A 21645-nucleotide genomic window follows, 5' to 3' on the forward strand; every position below is an offset into this window, starting at 1 on the left:
CGCCTCCCTGCGCGGCTTGTAGGTCCGTTAGCGGGTGGTGCCCACCTCTGGTCCTCCGTCCCGTAAGTGTACCCACCGCCCCCGGCTTGCGTTCGACGCCCGGGCTATCGCCGCACTTGGTGTGATCGCGGGGACCGGCGGTGGTGGGTGCAGGGTACGGCGTCGGTGAGCGGACGCGGCGGCGCGCATCGGGGAAAAAGGGCCCACCCGGGGCGCCTCGGCAGGCGGGTTTCGTCGTTGTCCCCGGGTATGCCGTATCGTCCTCGACGGTGAACCTCGTCGCCCAGTTCCGCCTCCCAGGTCTGGAGGACCGCCTCCGCCTGGTCGAAGGCGCGCTGCGCGACGCGGTGACGACCGAGGACCCGTTCTTGACCGAAGTGGCCGGTCACCTCGTCGCGGCCGGCGGGAAGCGGCTGCGGCCGGTGCTGGTCCTGGCGTCCGCCGCGGTGTGCGGCGTGGACGCCACGCCCGACGTGCTGCAGGGGGCGGTGTCGGTGGAGCTGGTCCACCTCGGATCGCTCTACCACGACGACGTCATGGACGAGGCGGAGTCCCGCCGGGGCGTGCCTAGCGTCAACTTCCGTTACGGCAACCTGGTCGCCATCCTCGCCGGCGACTTTCTCTTGGCCCGGGCGTCGGAGCTGGCGGCGGGTCTGGGCACCGAGGTCGCGGCGCTTCTGGCCCGGACGATCGGGCAGCTGTGCCAGGGTGAGGTCGCGCAGCTGGAGGCGGCGTTCAACCCGGACCGCAGCGAGGAGGCCTACGAGCGGGCCATCGCCGGCAAGACCGCGTCGCTGCTCGCGACGTCGTCGCGCATCGGTGCGCTGGCGGCGGGGGGCTCGCCGCCCGCAGTGGAGGCCCTCACCGCGTTCGGGCACGCGTTCGGCATGGCCTTCCAGATCTGGGACGACATCCGGGACCTGGTGAGCACCGACGACGTGCTCGGCAAGCCGGCGGGGCATGACATGGTGGAGGGGACCTACACCCTCCCGGTGATCCGCGCCCTGGTGGCGCCCGGGGTGGGCGATGACTTGAGGTCCCTGCTCGGCGGACCGCTGGACGGCCCGGCCCGGGACAAGGCCCGGGACCTGATCCTTGGCACCGACGCCGTCAGCCTGTCGGTGAGCGCGGCCCGGCGGTGGGCCGACCGGGCCGACGACGCCCTACGCCCGCTGGCCCGCCACGCCGACGCCGACGCGGTGGCTCAGCTCGACGGGCTGGGGCATCGCCTCCTCGACGACCTCGACCTGGCCTAGCCGGCCCGGTCCGCCTCGTCGGGGCCGCCAGCCGGCCCGTCAGGCGCCTCGGGCGCCTCCGGGCGAAGCGTCGGGAACGCGATGACGTCGCGGATGGCCTCCGCGCCGGTCAGCAGCATGACCAGGCGGTCGATGCCGAGCCCGAGGCCGCCGGTCGGCGGCAGGCCGTACTCCAGCGCCCGCAGGTAGTCGGCGTCGACGGCCATCGCCTCGTCGTCGCCGGCCGCCCGGGCCCGGGCCTGGTCCTCGAAGCGGGCCTTCTGCTCGTCGGGGTCGATCAGCTCGGAGAACGCGTTGCACAGCTCCCGGCCGGCGACGATCCCCTCGAAGCGCTCGACCATCCCCGGCTGGTCGCGGTGGTCCCGGGCGAGGGGGGAAACCTCCTTGGGGTAGTCGGTGACGAACACCGGGCCCCACAGGGCGGCTTCGGTGGTCTTCTCGTAGATCTCGAGGAGCAGCTTCCCCGGACCCCACGCGCCGCTCACGGGGATGCCGTAGCCGCCGGCCGCGGCTCGCAGCTCGTCGATGGGGGTCTCGATGGTGTAGCGCCGGCCGGTCTGCTCCTCGACCAGGTCGCTCAGCGACGCCCGCCGCCACGGGGTCGACAGGTCCAGCTCCCGGCCGGCGTACACGAGCGAGGTGGTGCCGAGCATGACCGTGGCCAGGTGGGCGACGAGCGACTCGATGAGCTCCATCATGTCGCCGTAGTCGGCGTAGGCCTGGTACAGCTCGAGCATCGTGAACTCGGGGTTGTGGCGGGGGGAGAGACCCTCGTTGCGGAAGACCCGTCCGATCTCGAACACCCGCTCGAAGCCGCCGACGACCAGCCGTTTGAGGTACAGCTCGGGGGCGATTCGCAGGTACAAGTCGACGTCGAGGGCGTTGTGGTGGGTGGTGAACGGCCGGGCCGCGGCACCACCGGGGATGGGATGGAAGATCGGGGTCTCGACCTCGACGAAGTCGCGGTCCTCGAGCCAGCGCCGGGTCGCGGAGATGATCCGGCTGCGGGCAAGGAGGGTGTCGCGGGATCCCTCGTTGGCCCACAGGTCGGCGTAGCGCTGGCGGTAGCGCAAGTCGACGTCGGTGATCCCCCGGAACTTGTCACCGAAGCTGCGCCGGGCCTCGGCGAGGCGCACCCAGGAGGTCACCTTCACCGACAGCTCGCCGGTCCTGGTGCGCACCACCTCCCCCTCCGCCCCGATCCAGTCGCCCAGGTTGAGGTGGGAAAAGGAGTCGTAGTCCGCGGTCCACTTGACGCCGGCGAAGAGCTGGATGGCCCCGGAGGAGTCCCGCAGCGTCCCGAAGGTCAACCGGCCCTGGTCCCGGCGCAGCATCAGCCGCCCGGCGACGCGCACGGTCACGCCGGTCTCCTCGCCGATCCCGAGGTCCGCGTAGTCAGCGGCCAGGCCGGCGGCGGTCGCGTTGCGGTCGAAACGGTACGGAACGTCGGTCATGGTGCCTTTCAACGCTCGTTGCGGCCGTAGATGATCCGCAGTCCGTAGAGGGTGAGCCACGGCTCGTGGTGCTCGATGGCCTCCGACACCGGGCCGATGAGACCGGCCAGGCCGCCGGTGCCCACGACGGTACAGGGGCCCAGCTCTGCCTCGAGGCGCCGGCACAGCCCGTCGACTTGCGCCGCGAAGCCGTAGATGGCGCCGGACTGGACCGATTCGACGGTGTTTTTGGCCAGGACCGAGCGGGGTTCGACCAGCTCCACCCGGGGCAGCAGCGCGGCCCGGGCGAAGAGCGCCTCGAGGGAGATCTCGATGCCGGGCAGGATGACCCCTCCCAGGTACTCGCCCTTCTCGGAGACCACCTCGAAGGTGGTGGCCGTCCCGAAGTCCACCACGATGGTCGGGCCGCCGTAGAGGTCGTAGGCGGCGACCGCGTCCGCGATCCGGTCGGCGCCGACCTCCCGAGGGTTGTCGTAGAGGATCGGCATGCCGGTTTTGATGCCCGGCTCGACGATGACCGTGTTGACCTTGAACCAGCGGTCGGTCATCTCCCGCAGCGCGGTGCGCAGCCGGGGCACCACCGACGCCACCGCCACACCGGTGATCGCCTCCCCGGGGTCGAGGTCGCGCAGCTCGAAGAGGTGGTGCATCTGCAACGCCAGCTCGTCGGCGGTGCGGTTGGCGACCGTCGAGACCCGCCAGTGGTGCAGCAGCTGATGGCTGCTGCCGCCGGGCCCGTCGCCGGGGGCGAAGAGCCCGACGACGGTCTGGGTGTTGCCGACGTCGATGGCGACGAGCATCGTGTTAACGCTCCTGCAGGAGGTCGAGGCCGATGTCGAGGACCGGCGCGGAATGGGTGAGGGCCCCGACGGCGATGAGGTCGGCGCCGGCGGCCGCGTAGGCGGCGACGGTGTCGAGGGTTACCCGGCCGGAGACCTCGACGGGGATCGTCCCCCCGACGGCGGCGACCGCCTCGGCGACCTGCGCGGGAGTCATGTTGTCGACCAGGACCATGTCGGCGCCCGCCGCGCACGCGGCGCGGACCTGCTCGATGGTGTCGCACTCGACCTCCACCGACTGGCCGGGCCAGCGGGCCCGGGCGGCGGCCACCAAGCCGGCGATCGGCAGCCCGGCGAGGTGGTTGTCCTTCACCAGGATCCCGTCGGAGAGCGACCCTCGGTGGTTGACGCCGCCGCCGGCGCGCACCGCGGCCTTCTCCAGTGCACGCAGCCCAGGCGTCGTCTTGCGGGTGTCGCGGATCTTGGTGGCCGGCCCGGCCGCGTCGGCGTAGCGCCGGGTCAGGGTGGCCACCCCGGAGAGATGGCCGAGGAGGTTGAGGGCGGTGCGCTCCGCGGTGAGGACCGAAGCCAGCGGCCCCTCCACCGAGGCCACCGCCTGGCCGGCGGTGAGGCGGTCGCCGTCGACAGCCGACCAGGAAACGTCGATGGCGGGGTCCACCGCGGCGAAGGCGTGGGCCGCCGACAACCGCCCGGCCAGCACACCGTCGGCGCGTGAGGTAACCACCGCGGTGACCGTCGCGTCGTCGGGCACCAAGGTGGCGGTCAGGTCGCCGAGGACCCCGAGGTCCTCGGCGAGGGCCCGGGCGACGACCTCTCGCACCGCGCTCACCGGCGGGTCGATCCAGCTCATGTGCAGCTCCCGTTCAATGGGTGTACCGGACCCGCTGCGCGTCGAGCGGCTCGGGGAAGTCGGAGCGGCTGTGGGCGCCTCGGCTCTCCCGGCGGGCCAACGCGGCGTCGACCAGGCAGGCGGCGACGGTGACCAGGTTGCCCAGCTCGGCCTGCGCGGCGGTGGGCACCGCCGGGTCAGGCGGGACCGGCGCGCCGGGCCCGGAGAGCGACGAGAGCTCCGAGGCGACCTCGGAGAGGGACGCCTCGGAGCGAACGACGCCGGCGCCGACGGTCATGCTGCGCTGCAGGTGCTCGCGGGCCTTGGCCGGGTCCGGGCCCCCGAGCGGGCGGAGCGCGCCGGGCGTCGCGGTGTTCACCAGCGGGACCGCCGGCAGGTGATCGGGGTGGGCGCCGGGCTCGAGGATCGACGCCATCACGCCGGTCGGCGACGGCCCCATTTTCCCCGCCCTGAGCGCATCCACGACGCGAGCGGCGAACACCATGCCTTCGAGCAGCGAGTTGGAGGCCAGCCGGTTGGCGCCGTGCACGCCGGTGCAGGCCGCTTCCCCCGCCGCCCACAGGCCCGGCAGCGTCGACGCCCCGTCGAGGTCGGTGACGATCCCGCCGGAGAGGTAGTGGGCGGCGGGAGCCACCGGCAGCCAGTCCTTCGCCGGGTCGATCCCCAAGCGGCGCAGCGGCGGCATCAGCGTCGGGAAGTGACGGGCGAAGTCGTCGATGCCGGTGGCGTCCAGCCAGGCGTGCTCGCCGCCCTCCTCCAGCATCCGGCGGGTGATGGCCCGGCTGACGACGTCGCGAGGGGCCAGTTCGTCCACGAAACGGTGGCCCGACGCGTCGCGGAGGAGCGCCCCCTCGCCGCGGAGGGCCTCCGAGAGCAGCGCCCGGGGGACGCTGCTGTCGTGGAGGGCGGTCGGGTGGAACTGCATGAACTCGACGTCGGCCACCGTCACCCCGGCCCGGCGGGCCATGGCCGGCCCGTCGCCGGTCGACTGCGGCGGGTTGGTCGTCACCGAGAACATCTGGCCGGCGCCGCCGGTCGCCAAGAGGGTGTTCGCGGCGCGCAGAGCCACGGGCCGGCCGGCCGGGTCGAGGGCCACGACGCCCCGGCAGGCACCCCGCTCGACGAGCAGGTCGAGCGCGTACCACCCCTCGTGCAGCTCGGAGGCCAGCGCCCGGGTGGCCGCGACCAGGGTGCGTTCGATCTCGGCGCCGGTGGCCGCGCCGCCGGCGTGGACCACCCGCGCCGCAGAGTGGCCGCCCTCCCGGGCCAGGGCCAGCGCCCCGTCGGGATCCCGGTCGAAGGTGGCGCCCTGGCGGACCAGGTCCCGGACGGCGTCGGGGCCGTCGGTGACGAGGAGGCGGGTGGCGGCCACGTCGCAAAGCCCCGCGCCGGCGGCGAGCGTGTCGGCGATGTGCAGGTCGATGCTGTCCTCCGGGCGGGCCGCGCCGGCGAGGACCGCGGCGACGCCACCTTGCGCCCACTGGGTGGCCGAGACCGACAGTTCGGCTTTGGACACCACCCCGACGCGGATCCCCGGCTCGAGGGTCATGGCCCGCACCGCGGCCGACAGGCCGGCGACGCCGCTGCCGACGATAAGCAGGTCCATGTCCGGGCCGCCCGGCCGTGACCCGGTCACTCGGCGCTCCCGGGCAGGCTGGCCGGGAGGTTGTCGATGAGACGGGCCCGGCCCAGGCGGGCCGCGACGAGCAGGCGGACCGGGGTTTCGATGCGCCCCGGCACGTCGAAGGTGGCGGGGTCCACCACCGCCGCGTAGTCCAGCTCGAAGCGCGGTTCGCGGCCCAGCGCCTCCTCGATCCGGTCGACGACCGCAGCCGGGTCGGTCTCGCCGTCGTCCTCGACGGCCCGCTTGCCGGCGAGCAGCGACCAGTAGAGGGCCGGGGCCACCGCCAGCTCGTCGGGGGTCAGGTACGCGTTGCGGCTGGAGAGGGCCAGCCCTTCGGTGGTCCGCACGATCGGGCAGCCGATGACGAACACGGGCAGCGACAGGTCGTCGACGAGGCGGCGGATGACGGCCAGCTGCTGGAAGTCCTTCTCCCCGAAGTACGCCCAGCACCGCCCGGCCAGCGCCAGCAGCTTGGCCACGATGGTCGCCACCCCGTCGAAGTGGCCGGGGCGGGACGCGCCGTCGAGGACCTCGGAGATGCCCCCGACGTGGATGGTGGTGCGAGGCTCCTCGGGCCACATCTCCCTGACCGACGGGGCGAACATGACGTCCGCGCCGACCGACTCGGCTGCGCGGGCGTCACCCTCCAGGTCCCGCGGGTAGGCGGCGAGGTCCTCCCCTGCGCCGAACTGCAGCGGGTTGACGTAGTTGGTCACCGCCACCACCCCGCAGTCGGCCCGGGCCCGCCGGATGAGCGACAGATGCCCGGCGTGGAGGGCGCCCATGGTCGGCACCAGGCCGACCTGGTGACCGTCGCGGCGGGCCGCGTCCATTGCGTCGCGCCAGGCGACGGGGTCGGTGATCAGCTCCACGCGGTCGGTCCTGTGGGCATGGGTCGTGGAGCGGGCACTCGGATCCTCACAGACGTTCCGGCCCCTGTCGGGGGTGCCGTTCGCTGGGTGGTGGGCCCCGCTGCGGGCGGCCGGGCCTCCCGGTCGCACCGCGGCTCGGCCGTTCGGTGCCTCACACGCTACCGGCCGCCACCACGCCGAGGGCAAGCTCGGGGGTGAGGCGGTCGCCGACCAGCCGGCGGTCGAGGTCGGCGAGGGGGACCAGCACGAAGCCGCGTTGCCACATCCTCGGATGGGGCACGGTCAGCGTCGGGGTGTCCACGACACGCTCCCCGTCCTCGCCGACGAGGAGGACGTCGACGTCGAGGGTGCGCGGCCCCCACCGCTCGAGGCGCACCCGGTGGGCGGCCGCCTCGGCCGCTTGGGCCACGTCTAGGAGTTGCATCGGCGACAAAGCGGTGCGGACCTCCACCACGCAGTTGAGGAACGGACCCTGCCCGTCGGGGCCGCCGACGGGGGCGGTCTCATACACCGGCGACACGGCGACGACATCGGGGATGAGCGACACCCCCAGGGTCAGGTTGCCCCGGCGGTCCCCCAGGTTGGACCCGAGGGCCAAAAACGCCCGCCCCGCCGGCGCGGTGGCGGCGTCGGCGTCGGCGGTCACGCGGCGCCGCCAGCAGCCGAGACCGCCGCAGCGCCGCCCGGCCCGGTCCTCTGGCCGCGGTTCACGGTCGGCGGCGGCGGACCGTCACTGCGGAGGAGCCGAGGTCGTGGGGCACGGGCGGGCGCAGCTTGCGCACGGTGACGTCGACGGCCAGTCCCCGAGGCCCCGCCGCGCCGAGCACCGCGTCGGCCACCCGTTGGGCTAGGTGCTCGAGGAGATCGGCGTGGGGACCGGCGACGGCGTCGGCGACCGCTTGGCACAAGGCGCCGTAGTCGACGGTGTCGTCGAGGTCGTCGCTGCGGCCCGCAGCGGACAGCTCGGCGTGGAGGTCGACGTCGACCTCGAAGGGTTGGGCCCGGAGCCTTTCCTCCTCGAGCACCCCGTGGGTGCCGAGGACCCGCAGCGCCCGCAGCTCGATGCGGTCGGGGGCGCCGGTCGGGACGCTCCGGACCGGCTCGGTCGCTTCTCCCATCACGCGGCCAGGCTCAGCTGCCGAGCGGCTCGGCGGCGTGACCGGGCAGCTCGGGGGCCGCGGCGACCAGCTCGCGGCCGGCGGGTCCCATCTGGCGGTGCAAGATCCGCTCGATGACCGCGATGGTCTGGGGGCTGGAGGGGACCATCCCCGACCAGCGGAGGTACCCGGCGACCACGCCCATCAGGCGGTCGTTGAGCTCCTCTTGGTGGATCAGGATCCGCTCGCCGCTGGCCAGCCACGCCCTGATCTGGCTGTAGAGGTCGGGCAGCACGAGGATCGGGTCGTCCTGGGGCCCGAAAGGCACGTGGGACCACCTCATCTCCAGCTCGTCGTAGGCGTGGAGGTTGTGCGACGACGGCAGCAGAGACACCACCCGCGTGAAGCCCTCGCCTCGCAGCCACAGGATCTCCTCCTGCCGGCGGACCTTGCGGTGGTTGCGGGCGTAGCCGCCGGGCCGTTCGCTGACCGCCAGCTGGTCCTTGATGATCCAAGCGAAGAAGCGGGGCGGGATCCCCTTGGCCCACTTGCCTTTCATCGGGCACCGACCCCGGCGAACTCGGGCGTGGACATCCGGACCAGCTGCGCCGTGGGCCGCACGTCGTGGACCCGGACCATCGCGGCTCCCTGCGTCAGCGCCCACGCGGCCGTTGCCAGGGACGGTTCCAGGCGGTCGTCGACGGGGGCCGGGAGACCGTCCGGGCCGGCGGCGAGAGCCCCGAGGAAGCTCTTGCGGCTGGTCCCGACCGCTACCGGCCAGCCCGTCGCCACGAACCGGTCGAGGTGCCGCAGCAGCGACAGGTTGTGGGCTGCGGTCTTGGCGAAGCCGATCCCCGGGTCGATCCAGATCCGTTCCACGCCGGCGGCTCTGGCCTGCTCCGCCCGCCGGACCAGGTGGTCGGCGACCTCGCTGACGACGTCGCGGTAACGGGCGTGGGCGGTCATGACCGACGGGTCGGCCGGGCAGTGCATGGCGATCCAGCCGGCGCCCCCGGCCGCCGCGACCGGCCACAGCGACGCGGAGATGTCGTTGACGATGCGCGCGCCGGCGCCCAGCGCGGCCTCCGCCACCGCTGGCTTGCGGGTGTCGATGGACACCTCAACCTCCGGGGCGAGGGCCTCCACGACGGGCAGCACCCGGCGCAACTCCTCCTCCTCGGCGACGGGTTCCGCACCGGGGCGGGTCGATTCGCCGCCGACATCGATGATGTCGGCGCCGTCGGCGATGAGCCGGCGACCATGGGCGATGGCGAGGGCGTGGTCGAACCAACGGCCCCCGTCGGAGAAGGAATCGGGGGTGACGTTCAACACGCCCATGACGAGGACCACGGGCGAAGGTTACCCGGGCGGCCGGACCGGGACCGGGGGCCGGCCGGTTTGTTCCGCCGTCGCCCGCCCTCCGGCGCCGCGCCGGGCGGTCAGCGACTGGAGCGGAGGAATCCCATGGCTTCGCTGCGGGTGGCGACGCTGTCGCGAAACACGCCCCGCACCGCGGAGGTGACCGTGGTGGTCCCGGGGGTGCGCACTCCCCGCATCGACATGCACAGGTGCTCGGCTTCGACCACAACCAGCACGCCTCTAGGGTCGAGGACCTGCTGAAGGGTGTCGGCGACCTCGGCGGTGAGCCGTTCTTGCACCTGGGGACGGTGGGCGTAGCCCTGGACCAGGCGGGCCAGCTTGGACAGGCCGGTGATGCGACCGTCGGACCCGGGGACGTACGCGACGTGGGCGTGCCCGTACCACGGAACCAGGTGGTGCTCGCACACCGAGTACAAGGGGATGTCGCGGACCATCACCATCTCGTCGTGGTTGGCCTCGAAGGTCACCGTGAGGTGACGTCCGGGGTCGTCACCGATGCCGGAGAAGATCTCCTGGTACATCCTGGCCACCCGCATCGGGGTGTCGAGGAGGCCGTCGCGGTCGGGGTCCTCCCCGATGGCGCTCAGGATCTCCCGCACCGCGCCGGCGATCCGGTCCAAGTCGACGACGTTGGGCTGGCCCTGGTCGGCGCCGTTGCGGTCCTCGACGGCCGTCACTGCTCGCCGGCCTTGCGCCGGGAGGCGGTGCTCCGGCCCCGGCGTGCGGCGGGCGCCGGGTGGGGCGCCGACGCCGGCGCCGGCCGCGACGGGCGGTCGGCTTTCAACGGGCGGCGGGTCGCTCGGAGCGGGGCGGGAGCGTCCCCCGCGTGCATGGTGCCGATGATGGCCATGAGCTCGACGGTATCGAGTGTCTCGCGCTCTACGAGTTCCCTGGCCAGTCGGTCGAGGGTGCGCCGGTGGGCGGTGAGGATCGCGGTGGCCCGGTGGTGGGCCTCGTCGATCAACGACCGGACCTCCGCGTCGATCGCTCCGGCGACCTCCTGGGAGTACGCGACGTGCTGGTTGAGGTCCCGTCCGAGGAAGACCTCAGCCCCGCCCGGCGCGGCGAGCTGCTGGGGGCCGAGGACGTCGCTCATCCCGTACTCGGTCACCATGGCCCGGGCGACGCGTGTGGCCTTCTCGATGTCGTTCTCCGCTCCCGTCGTCGGTTCTTGGAACACCAACTCCTCGGCGCTGCGACCGCCCAGGCACATGGCCATGGCGTCGCGCAGCTGCGAGCGGGAGTGGTTGAAGCGGTCCTCTGGGAGCGTGTAGGTCAGCCCGAGCGACCGGCTGCGGGCGACGATGGACACCTTGTGGATGGGGTCTGCGTGGGGAAGGGCGTGGCCGACGATGACGTGGCCGGCCTCGTGGTAGGCGGTCACCAGCTTGTCGGCGTCGCTCATCACCAGCGTCCGGCGCTCGGGGCCGGCGATGACCCGGTCTATCGCCTCCTCGCACTCCCTCATGCCGATCTGGCGCAGGTTGCGCCGAGCGGCGAGCAGAGCGGCCTCGTTGAGAAGGTTGGACAGGTCGGCGCCGGTGAACCCCGGAGTGCGCTTGGCCAGCACGTCCAAGCTGACGCCGGTGCCGAGCGGCTTGCCGTGGGCGTGCACCTCGAGGATGGCGCGCCGGCCGCTGAGGTCGGGGCGGTCGACGACGACCTGGCGGTCGAACCTCCCGGGCCGCAGGAGCGCCGGGTCGAGCACGTCGGGCCGGTTGGTGGCGGCGATGAGGATGACGCCGCCGCGGGTGTCGAAGCCGTCCATCTCCACGAGCAGCTGGTTGAGGGTCTGCTCTCGCTCGTCGTGGCCGCCGCCGAGTCCGGCGCCCCGGTGGCGGCCCACCGCGTCGATCTCGTCCATGAAGACGATGGCCGGGGCGTTGGCCTTGGCCTGCTCGAAGAGGTCCCGGACCCGGCTGGCCCCCACCCCGACGAACATCTCCACGAAGTCGGAACCCGAGATGGAGAAGAACGGCACGCCGGCCTCGCCGGCGACGGCGCGGGCCAGCAGCGTCTTGCCGGTCCCGGGCGGGCCGAACAGCAGGACCCCCTTCGGGATCCGGGCGCCGAGCGCCTGGAACCGGGCCGGCGACTCGAGGAACTCCTTGATCTCCTGCAGCTCGGCGACCGCCTCGTCGGCGCCGGCGACATCGGCGAATGTCGCCCTGGGCTGGTCTTTCGACGCGGTCTTGGCCTTGGCCTTGCCGAACGCCATCACCTTCGACCCGCCGCCTTGAACGCCGCTTAGCACGACGACCGCCAGGCCGATCACCAGCAAGATCGGGATCCCCCCGTTGACTAGGAAGTCCAGCCACGGGTTGGGGTGGGCGTGGGTGGTCTGGAAGTCGGGGACCGCCGCCGCCACCTCCGCGGTGATCTGGGCCGTGAACCGATCCGGGTAAGACACGGTGTAGGCCTGCCCGCCGACGAGGGTCCCGGTGACCCGGTCGGTGCCGTCGTGGATGACCGCGGTGGACACCTTGCCGGCGGAGAGCATCTTTTGGTAGCTGCCGGTGGCGATGGTCACCCGCGACGTGCCGCCCCGGGTAGCCACCACGACCACCACGACCACCAAGAGCACGGCGGCGACCCAGCTGTAGGGGCTGCGGAGGATGCGCCTCATGCCTGGGAGAGGGTAGCTGCGACCACGGTCATATCCCCGTGCTGTTCGGCCCCGTCCCCGCCGGCACCTGCCGGAGCGTGCTGCCGGGAGCGACTCGCGCTCGTCAGGCGCCGGCCGCGCCCTCCAGGTACGCCGCGATGTACGGCAGGTTGCGGTAGCGCTCGGCGACGTCGAGCCCGTAGCCGACCACGAACTCCGGCGGGATCCGGAACCCCTCGTAGGCCAGATCCTGCTCGACGGTCTGGAGCCCCTCTTTGATCAGCAGCGCGCACACCGCGAGCGAGGCGGGGTGGCGGGCGGCCAGGTTGCGGCGCAGGTAGGCGAGGGTGAGACCCGAATCGACGATGTCCTCCACGATGATCACGTGGCGGCCGGTCAGGTCCAAGTCGAGGTCCTTGACGATGCGGACCACCCCGCTGGTGCGCGTCGCGCTCCCGTAGCTCGACACGGCCATGAAATCCAGCTCCACGGGAAGGCTGATCGCCCGGGCCAGGTCGGAGAGGAACAGGCACGCCCCCTTCAGTACGCCGACGAGCAGCGGCGCCCGACCGGCGTAGTCATCGGTGATGCGAGCGCCCAGCTCCCGGACCCGGGCCTGGAGCGTCTCCTCGTCGACGATCACCCGGCCGATGGCCGGGCCCTCCCAGCCGTCCGGTCGGGACGTCGCGTTCGCATCGGCCACAGGCCCGACCCTACCGTCGGTTCTCGCTGCCGGCCGGCGCCTCGTCGAGGTAAAGCCGCCCGGAGGACCGCCGCACCCGCCGGCCGCCGGCTACCTGGCAGGCGACGACCGAGCCGGCCGCCACCTCCAGCACCCGGGCCACGTCGGCTGCCGAGGGAGGGTGGAGCTCCGCCTGGCCGGCGCGCAGCCAGCGCCGCACCGCCCGTCGGGCGAGGGGGTCCGGGGCGTCGCGCAGGGCGGCGGTGTCGGTCGGGTCGATCGCCGCGGCGAGCTCCTCGAGCAGGGCCGCGTCGTCGCCGAGGAGCGCGGCCTGGCGGGCGAGCACCGGTACCGGGTCCCGGCCGGCGACCTCCCCGAGAAGGGGCAGCAGCTGGCGCCGGACCCGGTTGCGCCGGAACCGGAGGTCGTCGTTGCTCGGGTCGCGCACCGGGCGCAGGCCGGCCGACGCGCACAGCTGCTCGGTCTCGGCCCGGCGCAGCGCCAGGAGCGGCCGGCGCACCGGGGGCCCGGGCCGGGAGGCGCCCCCTGCGGCGACCGCCATCGGAGCCAGCCCGTCGATGCCGGCGCCCCAGCACACGTTGAGCAGGACCGTCTCGGCCAGGTCGTCGGCGGTATGCCCGGTGAGCACACCGGCGGGCAGCGCGTCGTAGCGGGCCCGCCGGGCCCGCGCCTCGAGGTCGGCGCCGGGGGGCACCGAGACACGGCGGCACTCGAAGCGCGCTCCCCATCGGGCCGCCGCGGCGGCCACCACCGCCGCCTCGCTGTCACCGCCGGGGCGTATGCCGTGGTCGACGTGGATGGCGAGCACGTCGAGGCCGGCGGCCCGGGCCAAGACGAGAAGGGCGAGCGAGTCCGCGCCCCCGGAGACCGCGGCGACCACCTGCTCGCCGGCGGCCGGGAACCGGCAGCGGGCCAGGAGACCGGCGGCCTGGGACGGCAAGGCCACCAGCGGCGGCAGTCCCGAGGGGGGACGCGGGACCGTCACCGCCCGGTCAACCCCGGCTGGCGCCCGAGTCGCGCAGGGCTCGGGCCAGCTCCGGCCCGTTGCGCAGCCCGAGCTTCTCGGCCATCCGGCGCAGGCTGGCGTAGATGTGGGTGCGGCTCACGCCGAGCTCTCCGGCCGCCGCCGGCAGGCTGGCCGCCGCGGCCACGACCAGCGCGATCTCCCGCTGCCGGGGGGAGAGGAGGCCCAAGTCGATGGGGCTCTCGACCGGGGGAGGCCGGTATGCCGGGCCCTGCGGCTCCAGGCGGGTCAGCCGGGGACGGGGCTGCCCGTCGGCCGCGGCGGTCCCCGCCTCCACCCGGGCCAGGTCGGCCAGCGCCGCCCGCTGCGCCCGCAGGCGCAACTCCGGCTCGGGCTCTCCTCGGAGGACCTCGTAGATCTGACGGCGTAGCGCGGCTACCGAGAACGGCTTGGTCACATACACCACCGCCCCCTCGATCCCACCCCGGATCCGGTCGAGGCGGTCGCTGCGGGCGGTCAGGAGGATCACCGGCATCTCGGCCAGGCCCTGCGTGTCGGCCTTGATGGCTTCGAGGACGCTGAAGCCGTCCCGTCCCGGCATCATCACGTCGAGGACCAGCAGGTCGGGGCGGAGGGTGGTCGCTTTGGCCAGGGCCTGCTCCCCGTCGCCGGCGGTGTCGACATGGTGGCCGTCGATGCGCAGGTTGAGCGCCACCAGCTCCCGGATGTCGGGGTCGTCGTCCGCGACCAGGATGCGGGCCATCAGCGCCGCTCGGTCATCCGGCGGCGGGGGCCGCGGCGCGGCAGCGCTCGACCCAGATCGCCGGGTCGCGGATCTCCGGCCAGCTCGGCAGCCATTCCGGCCCGTCCCACACCCGACGCAACAGTTGCTCGCCGCCGACCGCCTCGACTGCCTCGATGAACGCCTCTCCCTGCTCGTACTGGCGCAGCTTGGCGTCGAGACCGATCAGGGTTGTCACCACCTTGCTCACCCCGCGCTGGCGGCGACGTTCCCGGAGGGTCTGCGCGAAGCGGGCGGCGTTGGGGATCCGTTCGGCGGCGGCGCGGTCCATGGTGATGTCGCCGTGGCCCTCGAGGAGGCTCATCAACCCGCCGACCTCTTGGATCGTGGCGTGCTGTTCGGGGGTGGCCAGCAGGGTCAGCAGCCCTCCCTCGTCGAGAGGGTTCCGGCCGGCCTTCAGCTCGGAGGCGCTGCGGCGCAGCGCGTCGAGCAGCCGCCGGGGATCAGGGTCGACCCCGTCGAGGGTCCGCTGCACCAGGCCGAGGAAGTGGCCTCTCATCCACGGGACGCCGGTGAACTGGGCCCGGTGGGTGACCTCGTGAAGGGCCAACCACAGCCGGAACTCCCGCGGTGGGAACCCGAATCGACGTTCCAGGCCGAGGATGTTGGGGCCGACGTAGTAGACGATGTCTTGGTCTTCGGTGTCCTCGTCCTCGATGAGCAGCTGGTCGTACTGGCCGAGCACCCGGCTCGACATCCACCCGAGCAGCATGCCGACCTGGGTGCCGCTGACCCGACGGCTGGCCCCGACTGGAAGCGAGAACGGTCGAGCCGAGCTGCGCTCCAGTGACTCGCCGAGCTTGGCGGTTACCGGGCCGAGCAGGCGCTGGAACGAGGCGACGTTGGCCTCCACCCATCCGGCTCGGTCGGTGACCCGGGCTCGGGCCGGCCCGGCCAGTGACCTCAGGCCGGTCTCTTCGGCGACCAGGCCTTCCGCTTCCGCGGTGAGCTCGGCGAAGTCGGCTTCGAGAGCTCTGATCTCGAACGCGGGGTACGGGGCGTGACGTCCCGCTACCCGGGCCGCGACTTGCGCGGCGACGCCCCAGTCGACCGGGTCAACCACGAGGACCTTGCCAGCGCTCCGCTGTCGTCACGACCGTTGTCGTCATGCCATCAGGCTAGACCCGTGCCCGGGTTACTCCCGGGGCCGACCTCCACCTCCGGCCGGCCGAAACGGAGCCGTCGGTGCTTCAGGCGATCTTCTTGCCCCGGGTCCGGGGCACCGCCATCGGCTCGTGCTGATAGCAGTATTTGCCGTTGTTGTAGATGGACAGCTTCGTGGTGCACCCCGGTTCACGGCACGTCCGGTCCTTGGCGAATGCCTTGGACGGCCGCTCGCTGCCACTCAGGGTGTGACCTCCGAGAGAACGCTCGCTCATGATCTCCCACTAACGGTGAGTAAAAGTTGGTCCGTACTATCCCCTCATACGGGGCCGTCAAACGTCTTGGATGCCTCAACTAGAGCTTGGGCCACCCGGCTGCGGAGGTGGTCGGGGACCTGGTCCCGGCACCGTCGGGCAATGACGATCTTCAGTTCTGCCTCGAAGTCGAACGCCTCTAGGCAAGGAGAGCAGCGGTTGAGGTGGGCCTGGATCGCACTTCGGCGGTCCTCGGTGAGCTCGCCGTCGAGGAAGCGGTAAAGGGTGTCGAGGGCCTCTTGGCACTCGCCGCCGGTCCCGATCTCCGGTCCGACGCCGTGTTGGTCGCTAGACATGGCTCAAGGTGGCTTCCGTGGCTCGGTGGTGGCTCGATGATGTGGTCATGGTGGATGGCTCAACTGGGGAGGTCGGCCGCTTTGACCAGACCTCTCCGCTCTCCGAGATGGTGCAACGTCTTCTGCAGCGCCTTTCTTCCACGGTGCAGCCGACTCATCACCGTTCCGATCGGTACGTCGAGGATCTCGGCGATCTCCTTGTAGGAAAATCCCTCGACGTCGGCGAGGAGCACCGCCATGCGGAACCCCTCCGGGAGGGCCTCGACGGCCGCCTTCACGTCGGAGTCGGTGAAGTGGTCGAGCACCTCTTCTTCTGCGCTGCGGCTGGCCGCTACCGCCTCCAGGCCGCCGAGCCGCCGGTACAGGTAGAGGTCCTCGACGTCGTCGAGCTCGGTCTGCTCCGGGCGGCGCTTCTTCGAGCGGTACGAGTTGATGAAGGTGTTGGTCAGGATCTTGTACAGCCAGGCCTTCAGGTTGGTGCCTTCCTGGAACCCGCCGAAGGCTCGGTAGGCCTTCAGGTAGGTCTCTTGCACCAGGTCCTCCGCGTCGGCGGGGTTGCGGGTCATGCGCAGGGCCGCGCTGTAGAGCGACCCCATGTACTCCATGGCCTGATCGGCGAAGGTTGCAGGGTCGGCCACCCTCCGACCCTACCCCCGGGTCCGGTCGGTGACGCCCCGGCCGAGCTGGGCCGCCCGAGGGTTCACGATCCCCGCCCGCTCTTTTGGTCCCGGATGAACTGCTCCCCCATCTCGGCCTGGATCCGCCGCTCCATGGCCCGGGCCAGTTCGGCGTCGACCACCGACTTGGCCAGCGGGCGCATCTGGCGGACCAGTTCGGCCAGCCGGCGGATGTCGGAGGAGGGGATCGGGCTTTCCAGAGGCTCGAACACGTTGCGGACGATCAGCCCCACGAACGCGGTGGCGATCTGCTCGGTGGCTTCGGTCACCGACTTGGCGACCACCAGCAGTTCAGCGAGCGGCATCCCGTGCTGCACGAGGATGGCCGCGGCCTCGAGCAGCTTCGGGTTGGGCATCCGCATCTCGCCGTCGACGACCTCGATCAGGCCGGCGGTCACGGCCTCGTCCACCACCCGAGGGTCGTCGATCTCGCCGAAGAGCTGCGATAGCTGCTCGGCGTCGACCGGCGCGGCCCGGTCGTCGGTCCACGGGCCGATCAGCGCCGACTCGAGGCCGAGCAGCTCGCTCAGGTCCTGGCCCCGCTCCCAGCTGCCGACCATCTCGCCGATGTTGCTCAAGGTGTAGCCGCGGCCGAGCAGCTCGCCGATGAGACGGAGGCGGGCCAGGTGGGCCGCGGAGTACAACCCGACGCGCCCCGCCCGCCGCGGCGGCGGCAGCAGCCCGCGGTCTTGGTAGGCCCGCACGTTGCGCACCGTGGTGCCGGCCTCGCGGGCCAGCTCGTCGATGCGGTAGTCCTGCCCGTCCTCCGTCGGGGTGGCATCGACCATGCCCCGATCGTACCGCTCGCACTGTGCCAGTCAGCAGTGGCGCGGGCGGTCGGCGGGCGCCCTAATGTGACGTCAACGGCAACCGGGGGTGCGACGACATGAACGTGACGGTGCTCGGCGGCGGCTCCTGGGGTACCACGGTGGCGTCGCTCACCACGGCCCGCAACCCGACGGTCCTGTGGGCTCGCGACGGCGACGTCGCCCGGGAGGTCAACGACGAGCACACCAACAGCAAGTACCTCCCGGATCACCGCCTGCCCCGCAGGCTGCGGGCCACCGACGACTTGGAGAAGGCGGTGGCCGACGCCGACCTTTTGATCGTCGGGGTCCCGTCCAAGGGGTTCCGCTCGGTCCTGGAGGAGGTCCAGCGGTGGGTGCGCCCGTGGATCCCGGTGGTCAGCTTGACCAAGGGCATCGAGCGGGGGTCGTTGCTGCGGATGACCCAGATCGTCGAGGAGCTGCTGCCCGGCCATCCGGCCGCCGCGCTGACGGGCCCCAACCTGGCGCGGGAGATCATGGCCGGGCAGGCGGCCGCCAGCGTCATCGCCACCGGCGACTTGAGCGTCGCGGTGGCCCTGCAGTCGGTGCTTCGCCACAAGCTGTTCCGGGTGTACACCAACCACGACGTGATCGGCTGTGAGGTCGGCGGGGCGTTGAAGAACGTCATCGCCATCGCGGCGGGCATCGCGGAGGGCCTCGGTGTCGGCGACAACACCCGGGCGGCGGTCATCACCCGGGGCCTGGCGGAGCTGACCCGGCTCGGGGTGGCGATGGGAGCGGAGGCCCAGACCCTCTCCGGCCTGGCCGGGATGGGCGACTTGATCGCCACGTGCATCAGCCCCCAGAGCCGGAACCGCACCGTCGGGGAGCAGCTGGGCAAGGGGCGAAGCCTCGAGGAGATCCTCTCCGAGATGCACATGGTCGCCGAGGGCGTCGGCACTGCAGTGACGACGCTCGAGCTGGCGGAGCGCTACGGCGTCGAGCTGCCGATCTGCCAGGAGATATACAAGGTGGTCATGGGCGAGGAGCGCCCGATCGACGCCTACCGAGGTCTGGCCCAGCCCGGCCACGAGGCCGAACCGGGCTAAGCGCCGGCGCTTTCACTCCCCGAGGAACGGCAGCACCAGCTGGCAGGGCACCGGGACCGGGTGGGCCGGGTCGAGGGCGTTGAGGATGTCGGCGCCGGTCGTGGGGTCGGTGATCACCGAGAGGTGCTCGCTCAAGTCCAGCGGGCACTGGTCCTGGACGGTGATGTTGGTGGCCTCGGGGAAGAATCCGCTGTCGTAGGGCTGGACCAGCTCGTCGTAGCGGGTGGCGATCATCGTGTAGCGGACGCCGGGCGCAGCCAGGCCCCCCGCGTCGAGCGTCCGGATGAAGTTGGAACCGGTCAGGAACTCGCCGCACGAAGCGCACACCGGGCCGAGCAGCGCGGCCACGCTTTGGCCGGTCAGGGCCACGCCGATCTGGTTGAGGGCGGCCAGTCCGTCGACCGACGTGCCGTGCAGGACGCCGGCGACTCCGACGTAGTGGTCGACCTTCGCCGCTCCGCCTAGGAACTTCACGTAGTACTCCGGCATCGTGGCCCCTTCGGAGTGCCCGACCAGGTCGACCTTCCGAGCGCCGGTCGCGGCCAGCACCCGGTCGACGAACGCCGACAGCTGCTGCGCGCTCTGCTCCATCGGGATCAGCCCGCCGGTCTGGTTGAGCGGGAAGGGCACGTTGTCGGCGCCGTAGGTGAGCGAGAAGACGCAGTAGCCGGCGTCGGCGAGGAGGGGGGACACCGTTGGCCAGTTGTCGGTCTGGTCGGCCAGCAGCCCGTGCACGAGGACCACCGGTTCGGGGTGGGACGCGCTCGGCTTGCAGGAGAAGTCGTCCGAGCCCGGCGGGGGTGTCCCCGGCGCGGTGGCCTCCTGGAGGACACCCGGTGCCAACGTGTAGGGCACCGGGTAGCTGGGTACGGCACTGGCGCTCCCGCCGGTCCCGAGCAGCAGCGTGGCGGCGGCGGACGCGACGGCGACCGCGGTCTTGATCCCCCGATGAAGGTGCACGGCCTGGCATTCGCCGCCGGGACCGCCGGGACCTGCCTACGCTGCGCTGTGGTGCCTGTTCGCTTCGAGTTCCTCGACCACCCGGCGCCGATCCCTTTCGCCCACCGGGGAGGTGCGGCGGAGTCCCCGGAGAACAGCCGGGCCGCTTTTTCCCACGCCATCGACCTCGGCTACCGGTACTTGGAGACCGACGTCCACGCCACCGCCGACGGCGTGGTGGTGATCATCCACGACCCGGACCTGGCCCGCACCGCCGACCGCCCCGGGCGCGTCGGGGAGCTTGCGTGGTCGGAGGTGAACGCCGCCCGGCTGCCCGGCGATCAGCACATCCTGCGCCTTGACGACGTGCTCGACGAGTGGCCCGACGCCCGCTGGAACCTCGACGCCAAGCACGACGCCGTAGTCGAACCTCTCGCTGGCGTGCTGCGCCGGGCGGGGGCGGTGGGGCGGGTGTGCGTCACGTCGTTCTCGGACCGCCGGGTGGCCCGGCTGCGCCGGCTGCTCGGGTCGTCGCTTTGCACCGCCACCGGCCCGGCGGCCATCGCCGCGCTGCGCGTGGCCAGCCTGTCCCCGCTGCCCGGGGTGGCCCGGAAGGTCGGTGGCCGGGCCTGGGGCCCGGCGGCCGCCACTCAGGTACCGGTCCGCCAAGGCCGGGTGCCGGTCATCGACCGCCGCTACGTCAGGTTCGCTCACCGTTGCGGCCTGCCCGTTCACGCGTGGACCATCGACGAGGAAGCGGTCATGGACCAGCTGCTCGATCTCGGCGTGGACGGGATAATGACCGACCGGCCGACCGTCCTCAGAGACGTCCTGATCCGCCGGGGGCAGTGGGTCGGGGGGAGCTGACGGAGCGGGTCAGCGCAGCGGCCGGAAGAACTCCCGGATCTCGCCGAGCAGCAGCTCCGGCTGCTCCATGGCGGCGAAGTGGCCGCCCCTCGGCATGTACTCCCATCGCCGGATGTCGTGGTAGACCCGCTCGGCCCACCGCCGGGAAGCGCTGAAGATCTCCTTCGGGAAGAGGGCTGCGCCGGTCGGCACCTCGACGGCGCCGGGCCGGCTACGCCGGAAGCTCTCCCAGTACAGGCGGGCGGAGGAGGCCCCGGTGGCCGGCAGCCAGTACAGCATGACGTTGTCGAGGACCCGGTCGGCGCCCAGCGCCCCGACCGGGTCGTTGCCGGTGTCGGACCACGCCGCGAACTTCTCGACGATCCATGCGCACTGGCCCACCGGGGAGTCGACCAGCCCGTAGCCGAGGGTCTGGGGGCGGGTGGCCTGCTGCGTCGAGTAGCCGGATTCGTGGCGCTGGTAGGCGGCGAGAGCGGCCAGCGCGGCCTCCTCCTCGAGGGTCAGCTCGCCGGGGTCATCCGGCGGCCCGACGGAGACCATGTTGAGGTGGATCCCCACCAGCCGTTCCGGGTGGCGGGCGCCGAGCGCGGTGGTAACACCCGACCCCCAGTCGCCGCCCTGCGCCCCGAAGCGGTCGTAGCCGAGTCGGGCCATGAGCGCAGCCCACGCGTCGGCGATGCGGGGGATTCCCCACCCGGGCCTCGTCGGCCGGTCGCTCCACCCGTAGCCCGGCAGCGACGGGCACACCACGTGGAAGGCGTCGGCGGGATCGCCGCCGTGGGCGGCGGGGTCGCTCAGCGGGCCGACCAGCTCGGCGAACTCGACGATCGATCCCGGCCACCCGTGGGTCAGAACCAGCGGCAGGGCATCGGGCACCGGGGAGGGCACGTGCAGGAAGTGGATGCCGAGCCCGTCGATGGTGGTGCGGTACTGCGCCAGGCGGTTGAGCCGGGCCTCCCGGTCCCGCCAGTCGTAGCGACCGGCCCAGTAGCCGACCAGGTCCTGGAGGTACGCCAGCGGGATGCCCTGGGACCAGTCGCCGACCGTCTCCTCCTCGGGCCAGCGGACAGCGGCCAGCCGGCGGTCCAGGTCGTCGAGGTCCTCTTGAGCGACGTCGATGCGGAACGGGACGATGTCGTCATCGGGCATGCCCGAACGGTATTCG

24 protein-coding genes are annotated in these 21645 nt (G+C 72.4%); 3 read left to right on the forward strand and 21 right to left on the reverse strand.

Annotation, left to right across the window (positions count from 1 at the left end; translation table 11 throughout):
- Positions 1 to 269 precede the first annotated feature (269 nt).
- Positions 270 to 1256 carry a polyprenyl synthetase family protein gene (locus K6U06_RS21575; protein ID WP_262324050.1) on the forward strand — a complete coding sequence of 329 codons (987 nt, stop codon included), beginning with the start codon at positions 270 to 272 and terminating at the stop codon, positions 1254 to 1256.
- On the opposite strand, the gene lysS is transcribed toward K6U06_RS21575, so the two are convergent.
- The 19 genes from lysS to K6U06_RS21670 all read right to left on the reverse strand — a co-directional run bounded on the left by lysS (position 1253) and on the right by K6U06_RS21670 (position 17586).
- Positions 1253 to 2710 carry a lysine--tRNA ligase gene (gene lysS, locus K6U06_RS21580; protein WP_262324051.1) on the reverse strand — a complete coding sequence of 486 codons (1458 nt, stop codon included), beginning with the start codon at positions 2708 to 2710 and terminating at the stop codon, positions 1253 to 1255. The genes K6U06_RS21575 and lysS overlap by 4 nt on opposite strands.
- 8 nt (positions 2711 to 2718) lie before the next feature.
- Positions 2719 to 3510 (reverse strand): type III pantothenate kinase, encoded by a 792-nt coding sequence (locus K6U06_RS21585; RefSeq protein WP_262324052.1) that lies wholly within the window; start codon positions 3508 to 3510, stop codon positions 2719 to 2721.
- 4 nt (positions 3511 to 3514) lie between these two features.
- On the reverse strand, positions 3515 to 4360 hold the full coding sequence (gene nadC / locus K6U06_RS21590; RefSeq protein WP_262324053.1) for a carboxylating nicotinate-nucleotide diphosphorylase: 846 nt from the start codon (positions 4358 to 4360) through the stop codon (positions 3515 to 3517).
- 13 nt (positions 4361 to 4373) lie between these two features.
- The gene (locus tag K6U06_RS21595) at positions 4374 to 5996 is read right to left on the reverse strand and encodes an L-aspartate oxidase (protein ID WP_262324054.1); all 1623 of its coding nucleotides are present in this window, start codon (positions 5994 to 5996) and stop codon (positions 4374 to 4376) included.
- Complete coding sequence (panC, locus tag K6U06_RS21600) at positions 5993 to 6856, reverse strand: pantoate--beta-alanine ligase (RefSeq protein ID WP_262324055.1); 864 nt, start codon at positions 6854 to 6856, stop codon at positions 5993 to 5995. Before panC ends, K6U06_RS21595 begins: the two co-directional genes overlap by 4 nt.
- 151 nt (positions 6857 to 7007) lie before the next feature.
- Positions 7008 to 7502: a 2-amino-4-hydroxy-6-hydroxymethyldihydropteridine diphosphokinase gene (folK, locus tag K6U06_RS21605; RefSeq protein ID WP_262324056.1), complete on the reverse strand. Its 495-nt coding sequence runs from the start codon at positions 7500 to 7502 to the stop codon at positions 7008 to 7010.
- A 61-nt stretch (positions 7503 to 7563) separates the two neighbouring features.
- Positions 7564 to 7974 carry a dihydroneopterin aldolase gene (folB, locus tag K6U06_RS21610; RefSeq protein WP_262324106.1) on the reverse strand — a complete coding sequence of 137 codons (411 nt, stop codon included), beginning with the start codon at positions 7972 to 7974 and terminating at the stop codon, positions 7564 to 7566.
- A gap of 13 nt (positions 7975 to 7987) precedes the next feature.
- A complete protein-coding gene (locus K6U06_RS21615; protein WP_262324057.1) occupies positions 7988 to 8512 on the reverse strand; it encodes a hypothetical protein in 525 nt (174 codons plus the stop codon).
- Positions 8509 to 9303, reverse strand: coding sequence for a dihydropteroate synthase (folP, locus tag K6U06_RS21620; protein ID WP_262324058.1), 795 nt, complete (start codon positions 9301 to 9303; stop codon positions 8509 to 8511). Before folP ends, K6U06_RS21615 begins: the two co-directional genes overlap by 4 nt.
- 89 nt (positions 9304 to 9392) lie before the next feature.
- Positions 9393 to 10010: a GTP cyclohydrolase I FolE gene (folE, locus tag K6U06_RS21625; RefSeq protein WP_262324059.1), complete on the reverse strand. Its 618-nt coding sequence runs from the start codon at positions 10008 to 10010 to the stop codon at positions 9393 to 9395.
- On the reverse strand, positions 10007 to 11959 hold the full coding sequence (ftsH, locus tag K6U06_RS21630; protein WP_316044741.1) for an ATP-dependent zinc metalloprotease FtsH: 1953 nt from the start codon (positions 11957 to 11959) through the stop codon (positions 10007 to 10009). The genes folE and ftsH overlap by 4 nt, the downstream gene beginning before the upstream one ends.
- A 103-nt stretch (positions 11960 to 12062) precedes the next feature.
- Positions 12063 to 12641, reverse strand: a complete 579-nt coding sequence (gene hpt, locus K6U06_RS21635) for a hypoxanthine phosphoribosyltransferase (protein WP_262324060.1) — start codon at positions 12639 to 12641, stop codon at positions 12063 to 12065.
- 10 nt (positions 12642 to 12651) lie between these two features.
- A complete protein-coding gene (gene tilS / locus K6U06_RS21640) occupies positions 12652 to 13626 on the reverse strand; it encodes a tRNA lysidine(34) synthetase TilS (RefSeq protein ID WP_262324061.1) in 975 nt (324 codons plus the stop codon).
- A 7-nt stretch (positions 13627 to 13633) separates the two neighbouring features.
- Positions 13634 to 14368, reverse strand: coding sequence for a response regulator transcription factor (locus tag K6U06_RS21645; protein WP_262324062.1), 735 nt, complete (start codon positions 14366 to 14368; stop codon positions 13634 to 13636).
- Between the two features lie 13 nt (positions 14369 to 14381).
- The gene (locus K6U06_RS21650) at positions 14382 to 15470 is read right to left on the reverse strand and encodes a zinc-dependent metalloprotease (protein ID WP_262324063.1); all 1089 of its coding nucleotides are present in this window, start codon (positions 15468 to 15470) and stop codon (positions 14382 to 14384) included.
- Between the two features lie 127 nt (positions 15471 to 15597).
- Positions 15598 to 15786 (reverse strand): hypothetical protein, encoded by a 189-nt coding sequence (locus tag K6U06_RS21655; protein ID WP_262324064.1) that lies wholly within the window; start codon positions 15784 to 15786, stop codon positions 15598 to 15600.
- A gap of 44 nt (positions 15787 to 15830) precedes the next feature.
- Positions 15831 to 16121, reverse strand: a complete 291-nt coding sequence (gene rsrA / locus K6U06_RS21660) for a mycothiol system anti-sigma-R factor (protein ID WP_262324065.1) — start codon at positions 16119 to 16121, stop codon at positions 15831 to 15833.
- A 59-nt stretch (positions 16122 to 16180) separates the two neighbouring features.
- Positions 16181 to 16759 carry a sigma-70 family RNA polymerase sigma factor gene (locus K6U06_RS21665; protein ID WP_316044742.1) on the reverse strand — a complete coding sequence of 193 codons (579 nt, stop codon included), beginning with the start codon at positions 16757 to 16759 and terminating at the stop codon, positions 16181 to 16183.
- A gap of 62 nt (positions 16760 to 16821) precedes the next feature.
- Entirely contained in the window at positions 16822 to 17586 is a 765-nt protein-coding gene (locus K6U06_RS21670; RefSeq protein ID WP_262324066.1) for a MerR family transcriptional regulator, read from the reverse strand.
- 98 nt (positions 17587 to 17684) lie between these two features.
- Here K6U06_RS21670 and K6U06_RS21675 point away from each other — a divergent pair, with 98 nt between their 5' ends.
- The gene (locus K6U06_RS21675; RefSeq protein ID WP_262324067.1) at positions 17685 to 18674 is read left to right on the forward strand and encodes an NAD(P)H-dependent glycerol-3-phosphate dehydrogenase; all 990 of its coding nucleotides are present in this window, start codon (positions 17685 to 17687) and stop codon (positions 18672 to 18674) included.
- Positions 18675 to 18686: 12 nt separating this feature from the next.
- Here K6U06_RS21675 and K6U06_RS21680 read toward each other — a convergent pair whose 3' ends face one another.
- Entirely contained in the window at positions 18687 to 19634 is a 948-nt protein-coding gene (locus K6U06_RS21680) for an esterase/lipase family protein (RefSeq protein ID WP_262324068.1), read from the reverse strand.
- Positions 19635 to 19685: 51 nt separating this feature from the next.
- Between K6U06_RS21680 and K6U06_RS21685 the strand changes: the two genes are divergently transcribed.
- Complete coding sequence (locus K6U06_RS21685) at positions 19686 to 20480, forward strand: glycerophosphodiester phosphodiesterase family protein (protein WP_262324069.1); 795 nt, start codon at positions 19686 to 19688, stop codon at positions 20478 to 20480.
- Between the two features lie 9 nt (positions 20481 to 20489).
- On the opposite strand, the gene K6U06_RS21690 is transcribed toward K6U06_RS21685, so the two are convergent.
- Positions 20490 to 21629 (reverse strand): epoxide hydrolase family protein, encoded by a 1140-nt coding sequence (locus tag K6U06_RS21690; protein ID WP_262324070.1) that lies wholly within the window; start codon positions 21627 to 21629, stop codon positions 20490 to 20492.
- Positions 21630 to 21645 lie beyond the last annotated feature (16 nt).

It is taken from the genome of Acidiferrimicrobium sp. IK (assembly GCF_025499425.1).
Taxonomy (GTDB): domain Bacteria; phylum Actinomycetota; class Acidimicrobiia; order Acidimicrobiales; family Palsa-688; genus Acidiferrimicrobium.

Bases quoted from the DNA above. Each gene is read 5' to 3' on its own strand.
- lysS (WP_262324051.1), bottom strand. From the start codon at position 2,710: ATGACCGACGTTCCGTACCGTTTCGACCGCAACGCGACCGCCGCCGGC.
- K6U06_RS21585 (WP_262324052.1), bottom strand. From the start codon at position 3,510: ATGCTCGTCGCCATCGACGTCGGCAACACCCAGACCGTCGTCGGGCTC.
- nadC (WP_262324053.1), bottom strand. From the start codon at position 4,360: ATGAGCTGGATCGACCCGCCGGTGAGCGCGGTGCGAGAGGTCGTCGCC.
- folB (WP_262324106.1), bottom strand. From the start codon at position 7,974: ATGGGAGAAGCGACCGAGCCGGTCCGGAGCGTCCCGACCGGCGCCCCC.
- K6U06_RS21615 (WP_262324057.1), bottom strand. From the start codon at position 8,512: ATGAAAGGCAAGTGGGCCAAGGGGATCCCGCCCCGCTTCTTCGCTTGG.
- ftsH (WP_316044741.1), bottom strand. From the start codon at position 11,959: ATGAGGCGCATCCTCCGCAGCCCCTACAGCTGGGTCGCCGCCGTGCTC.
- K6U06_RS21645 (WP_262324062.1), bottom strand. From the start codon at position 14,368: ATGGCCCGCATCCTGGTCGCGGACGACGACCCCGACATCCGGGAGCTG.
- K6U06_RS21655 (WP_262324064.1), bottom strand. From the start codon at position 15,786: ATGAGCGAGCGTTCTCTCGGAGGTCACACCCTGAGTGGCAGCGAGCGG.
- rsrA (WP_262324065.1), bottom strand. From the start codon at position 16,121: ATGTCTAGCGACCAACACGGCGTCGGACCGGAGATCGGGACCGGCGGC.
- K6U06_RS21670 (WP_262324066.1), bottom strand. From the start codon at position 17,586: ATGGTCGATGCCACCCCGACGGAGGACGGGCAGGACTACCGCATCGAC.
- K6U06_RS21675 (WP_262324067.1), top strand. From the start codon at position 17,685: ATGAACGTGACGGTGCTCGGCGGCGGCTCCTGGGGTACCACGGTGGCG.
- K6U06_RS21690 (WP_262324070.1), bottom strand. From the start codon at position 21,629: ATGCCCGATGACGACATCGTCCCGTTCCGCATCGACGTCGCTCAAGAG.